At 40.6% G+C, this 5,510-nt stretch carries 5 protein-coding genes; 4 read left to right on the top strand and 1 reads right to left on the bottom strand.

Annotated features, from left to right (window positions below; all coding sequences use genetic code 11):
• Positions 1-107 precede the first annotated feature (107 nt).
• The 4 genes from F6K40_RS38425 to F6K40_RS38410 all read left to right on the top strand — a co-directional run bounded on the left by F6K40_RS38425 (position 108) and on the right by F6K40_RS38410 (position 4,115).
• Positions 108-1,091: a WD40 repeat domain-containing protein gene (locus tag F6K40_RS38425; RefSeq protein ID WP_293145016.1), complete on the top strand. Its 984-nt coding sequence runs from the start codon at positions 108-110 to the stop codon at positions 1,089-1,091.
• Between the two features lie 93 nt (positions 1,092-1,184).
• Positions 1,185-1,409 (top strand): hypothetical protein, encoded by a 225-nt coding sequence (locus F6K40_RS38420; RefSeq protein WP_293145013.1) that lies wholly within the window; start codon positions 1,185-1,187, stop codon positions 1,407-1,409.
• Between the two features lie 233 nt (positions 1,410-1,642).
• The gene (locus F6K40_RS38415) at positions 1,643-2,962 is read left to right on the top strand and encodes an FG-GAP repeat protein (protein WP_293145010.1); all 1,320 of its coding nucleotides are present in this window, start codon (positions 1,643-1,645) and stop codon (positions 2,960-2,962) included.
• Positions 2,963-3,350: 388 nt separating this feature from the next.
• Positions 3,351-4,115 (top strand): alpha/beta fold hydrolase, encoded by a 765-nt coding sequence (locus F6K40_RS38410; RefSeq protein ID WP_293145007.1) that lies wholly within the window; start codon positions 3,351-3,353, stop codon positions 4,113-4,115.
• Positions 4,116-4,434: 319 nt separating this feature from the next.
• Here the strand turns inward: F6K40_RS38410 and F6K40_RS38405 are convergent, their stop codons facing one another.
• Positions 4,435-4,953 carry a tetratricopeptide repeat protein gene (locus tag F6K40_RS38405; protein ID WP_293145004.1) on the bottom strand — a complete coding sequence of 173 codons (519 nt, stop codon included), beginning with the start codon at positions 4,951-4,953 and terminating at the stop codon, positions 4,435-4,437.
• Positions 4,954-5,510: the final 557 nt, after the last annotated feature.

The raw sequence follows: 5,510 nt of genomic DNA, 5'->3' as shown, positions 1-5,510 counted from the left end.
ATTTTTCATTTCAGTTAATGATAATTTTGTGGCTGTGGCGATCGCTAAGAGGAACTTAGTTTAGATAGCCAATGTACAGAGAACCTTAAGGATTAACACTATATGTAGTGCCCTTGCGTAAGTCCTGTTGGGATGACGACAAGGGAGACAGGAGTGGTTCAGCCTACCTATTTGACACTACTACTGGCAATTTGCTCCACAAATTAACCGCACCCGACGGTTCTGCACACGACTACTTCGGAAGGTCAGTAGCTGTAAGCGATAACATAGCCCTAATTGGTTCCTACTTAGACGACGACAATGGAACAAACAGTGGTTCAGCCTACCTATTTGACACTACTACTGGGAATTTGCTCCAGAAATTGACTGCACCCGACGGTTCTGTATACAACTACTTCGGAAGGTCAGTAGCTATAAGCGATAACATAGCCCTAATTGGTGCCTACGGAGACAACGATAACGGTTCAGTTAGTGGTTCAGCCTACCTATTTGATATTACTACTGGCAATTTGCTCCACAAATTAACCGCACCCGATGGTGCTGCATTAGATTACTTCGGATTATCAGTAGCTCTAAGCGGTAACACAGCTCTAATTGGTTCCTACCAAGACGACGATAATGGAGGAAACAGTGGTTCGGCTTACCTATTTGATGTTACTACTGGCAGTTTGCTCCACAAATTGACGGCACCAGACGGTTCTGTAGAGGACTACTTCGGATACTCAGTAGCTATAAGCGATAACACAGCCCTAATAGGTTCCTACAAAGACGACAACAACAACGGAGAAAACCATGGTTCAGCCTACCTATTTGATGTTACTACTGGCAGTTTGCTCCAGAAATTTACCGCGTCCGACGGTTCTAGAAACCACTACTTGGGAATCTCAGTAGCTCTAAGCAATAACACAACTCTGATCGGTTCCACTGGAGACAGTGACAATGGTTCGTCTAGTGGTTCAGCTTACCTGTTTACCACTAATGTTACATCAACACCAGAACCCAAGTCAACACCAGAACCATCATCACTTTTAGGAATAGTAGGCACTGTCGCGCTCGCCTTCTTATCCCTCAAGAAGCAGCAGAAAAAATAACCATAAAAATTTCTCATAGCTAATTTATCAAGCAAAGAATTAAACCTCTAAATCTTTGCTTGATTTTTTTGAAAATATAGCAACTTTTTCTCGTTGTCAAGGTGCGTTCGCTCTCTGTTTCCTAGTTTCCAGGAATATGTATTGGTAGACTCAGAATCAACTTCAGTGGAAATTTATCGTCGAGGAGAGGGGAAAATGTGGCTTTGGAATTTTTATAAAGCGTGGGAAGCTATCGCTCTAGAAAGTATTGAATTTCAATGTCATATCGAACTTTTGTATGCAGGAGTGGCATTTGAAGTCAGAAGTTATCAGAAGTAATATCAAATCCGGTAGTATCGGTATAATTCATGTCTCGTAGGGGTTTAGTCTCCAAACCCTCTACCAAACTAGGAGTTTTTGCCAATACTAAATCAACTGTACCACCTCTTGACTAAATCAAAATGTTATGCTAGTTTCTAAGCAACAAAGGCTTTTTGAAGTCATAAAATGACAAGTCTAATTCTATAGACACAAAAAAACAACCTAAGTCAAACAACAAAAAACAAAGGTATATGCACAACCAAAAACCAGCAATTAAGAGCCAAGCAACTAACCTCAAAAAAATAGGTAAAAGCTCTTGCTTTCAGCTCTTCCTACTCTTTGCTTTGACAACTCCCGCTAACGCTGTCGATCTAAAACTTACCGCACCCGATGGTTCTTCATCCGACTACTTTGGAACCTCAGTAGCTATAAGTGATAACAAAGCCCTGATAGGTTCCTACGGAGACGACGACAATGGTTCATCTAGTGGTTCAGCTTACCTATTTGACACTACTACTGGCAGTTTGCTCCACAAATTTACCGCACCCGATGGTTCTGCAGGCGACCTCTTTGGAATTTCAGTAGCTCTAAGTGATAACATAGCCCTAGTTGGTTCCTACAAAGACGACGACAATGGAACAGACAGTGGTTCAGCCTACCTATTTGACACTACTACTGGCAGTTTGCTCCAGAAATTTACTGCACCTGACGGTTCTGCAGACGACCTCTTTGGAATCTCAGTAGCTCTAAGCAATAACATAGCCCTAGTTGGTTCCTACTTAGACGACGACAAGGGTTCAAGGAGCGGTTCAGCCTACCTATTTGACACTACTACTGGTAGTTTGCTCCACAAATTTACTGCACCCGATGGTTCTGCATCTGACCAGTTTGGAGTTTCAGTAGCTCTAAGCAATAATACAGTCCTGATCGGTTCCCACTATGACGACGATGAGGGACTACAAAGTGGTTCAGCCTACCTATTTGACACTACTACTGGCAATTTGCTCCACAAATTTACTGCACCCGACGGTTCTGCAAACGACCGCTTCGGAAGGTCAGTAGCTCTAAGTGATAACACAGCCCTGATAGCTTCCTTCTTTGACGACGACAATGGAATAGACAGTGGTTCAGCCTACCTGTTTGATACTACTACTGGCAGCTTGCTCCACAAATTTACCGCACCCGACGGTTCTGCAAACGACCGCTTCGGAAGGTCAGCAGTAGCTCTAAACAATAACACAGCCCTGATAGGTTCCTACTTAGACGACGACAATGGAACAGACAGTGGTTCAGCTTACCTGTTTGATACTACTACTGGCAGCTTGCTCCACAAATTTACCGCACCCGACGGTTCTGCAAACGACCGCTTCGGATTATCAGTGGCTCTAAGCAATAACACAGCTCTGATTGGCTCCAACTTGGACGACGATAACGGAACAAACAGTGGTTCAGCCTATCTGTTTACCACTAACACTAACACTAAATCAACACCAGAACCATCATCCCTCTTAGGAATAGTAGGCACCGTCGCGATCGCCTTCTTATCCCTCAAGAAACAGCAGAATAAATAACCATCAAAATTTCTTATAGCAAATTTATCAAGCCAAGAATTAAACCCCTGAATCTTTGCTTGATTTTTTTTATAGCTCTAATTATCGTCCCATAAACCAGTTTTGTAAAGATTTAGCGATCGCCAACCATATATCTATAACCCGATCTATTTTTCATTGAACTAGGGGATGAGAGACCCGGATATAGAGATAATGGACCTCTCCGAATAATTATAATTATGTCCAGTAATTCTTATTATTTCCTCAGTTAACTATCCGTAATTTCTCAGTTCAGTCAATCATTCTATTCTTAGAAAAGAAAAAACACATTAGTGCAGTTCCAAAATCGAATTCAACACAAAGTGTAATCTTTTCAGTAAAAACTTATAAATAGGAACAAATTAAAAAGATGGTAGACGTATTCTTTAATAATTGGGGTAATGGTGGATTTGATAGTTCAACCTCTATAGACACAACCGATCCTACTTATGTAATCGTACATGGTTACCAAAGTACAGGTGGAAATCCAGGTAATAACTTCACCCCTGCAGGTTGGATGTCAGAAATGGCACAAAATATCCGAGATTTGGAAGGGAATGACGCTAACATTTTAGTAGTAGATTGGGAAGATGGCGCTGATACTCTCAATTATTGGGCTGCTGCTGACAGAGTTGATGATGTAGGAGTTGAAATAGCAGACTACTTGTTAGGCCAAGGTGTCAATCCTGCCGATACCACACTTATTGGTCACAGTTTAGGCGCTCATATCATGGGTGAAGCAGGTGAAGAACTTCGGGAACGTCGTGGCACAGTCGATCAACTCATTGGTCTCGATCCAGCAGGTCCTGAATTTGAAGGAGGTTGGTTCTCTAACCCTAACCCCACAGGCGATCGCCTAGATCCAAGCGATGCCGATAGAGTAGTTGCTTTCCATACTAGCAGTACATTAGGATACGACGATCCATTAGCCGACTTAGATTTATATGTTAACTGGGACGATCTCCTCCAACCAGGTGCCCTTACTTTTGCAGGTAATCATAGCTACGCTCACACATTGTATAACGATCTATTAGATGGAGCCACATTCGCCCAAAGCAACGGCAGTGTTTTCTCACTCGCTACCGTTAATGGCAACACAACAGGTTCATTATCTGTAGATACTTTTGCTGTATAGTCTTATAGCTAAGGTGAAGTTGTTTTCCAAATCGACGCAATAACAACTGCACCATCAGCAAAGCTTTACGTTTCCAGCAACAGTCGAAAACACTAAACATAGCGGTTTGCATATAAATTAATTACAAACCGCTATGTTTTTTTACCGAAAAATTTGGGTAGTTACGCCTCCTCTTTTAAGAGGATAAAAAGCGGTCGTTTTGCTGCGCGGAAACGCCATATCCAATCTCCCCTCGAGAAAAGAAGATTCCGTATTTCAATCCAGACGCTTCAGCTAGAGGTACTGATAACTGATAACTGATAACTGAAATGACCACCAATTAAGATTCCGCTTGAATCCTTTCTATTGCTTTCTCAACTTTTTCTGCTTCTTCAGTTTTTCCTTGTTCTTTTAATAAATCTCTAGCTTTACTCAGAGACACTACCGCTTCAGGTCGTTTATTTTCCAAATACAAAGCTACCCCTAATTGATAATGAAGCACTGCTAGTTCTGGTCTAAGGCGAACAGCATTTTCAAATTGGGATATTGCTTCTGACAAATTATTTTGATTGGCCAAAAGACTACCTAAGTTAGCATAAGCTTCTGCAAATTCTGAATCAAGATCAATAGCCTTGCGAAATGCTGCTTCTGCTGATTTTAGGTCTCCTTCTTTGTAGAGCTTCACCCCGCGCTCAAATTCTGTTTTAGCTTCTTGGTTAAGCGCGATGATTGTGGTGTTGTTTGATTGGGATTGTTTTGGGGTTAGTTTAAAAGAAGAAGCGTCAGCTTGAGTGGTGCTGAGTATGGTGACAATTGCAGTTATGGCCAATAAGCTGTACTTAGATTTTATATAAGACATTTTTTAGAATTTTAGTAGTAATGGTTACTGATTTTTCTAATTTTAGCACTTCTCGATCAAAATAAATCTCTATCACATTTGAGCTTTTGGCTTTGTTATTTCAGCAGTTATTGACTATTAAAAGGTTGTTCAAAATAAGTATCTTTACTCTTGACTTCCATCTAAATAGTTTATTTAAAAACAGGGATAATTCTAATACCAAATTCCAAAAGTCAGGCTACCCACCTTACCTCCTGACTACTGACTACTGACTACTGACTACTGGCTACTGACTAATTTGTGGTGCAAGAAAAATTATGGCAGTTTTGTCAAATATTTGTTATATTTTGTAACATGATGCGATAGTTATAATTAATTCTCAGAAGTCCTGAAAACATGAGGCGATCGCCAATCTAAACAACACATATCTGGATTTATCGAGGTAAATTTTTAGTATTGTAAAGTTTTATTAATTTTATAGAAAAACATAGGAAAACAACTAAAAATATCTTAGACTGAGAAAGGATTGCAGAACAGCTCGTTAAATGTTTACAGGAGGGATAATACAGTTAGTAGAA

It is taken from the genome of Okeania sp. SIO3I5 (assembly GCF_010672085.1).
Lineage (GTDB): Bacteria > Cyanobacteriota > Cyanobacteriia > Cyanobacteriales > Microcoleaceae > Trichodesmium.
The sequence above is the reverse complement of the archived record's forward strand: the minus strand, read 5'-3'. Positions and strand labels throughout refer to the sequence as shown.

Excerpts from the sequence above, each read along its gene's own strand:
- F6K40_RS38415 (WP_293145010.1), top strand. The coding sequence starts at position 1,643 with ATGCACAACCAAAAACCAGCAATTAAGAGCCAAGCAACTAACCTCAAA.
- F6K40_RS38410 (WP_293145007.1), top strand. The coding sequence starts at position 3,351 with ATGGTAGACGTATTCTTTAATAATTGGGGTAATGGTGGATTTGATAGT.
- F6K40_RS38405 (WP_293145004.1), bottom strand. The coding sequence starts at position 4,953 with ATGTCTTATATAAAATCTAAGTACAGCTTATTGGCCATAACTGCAATT.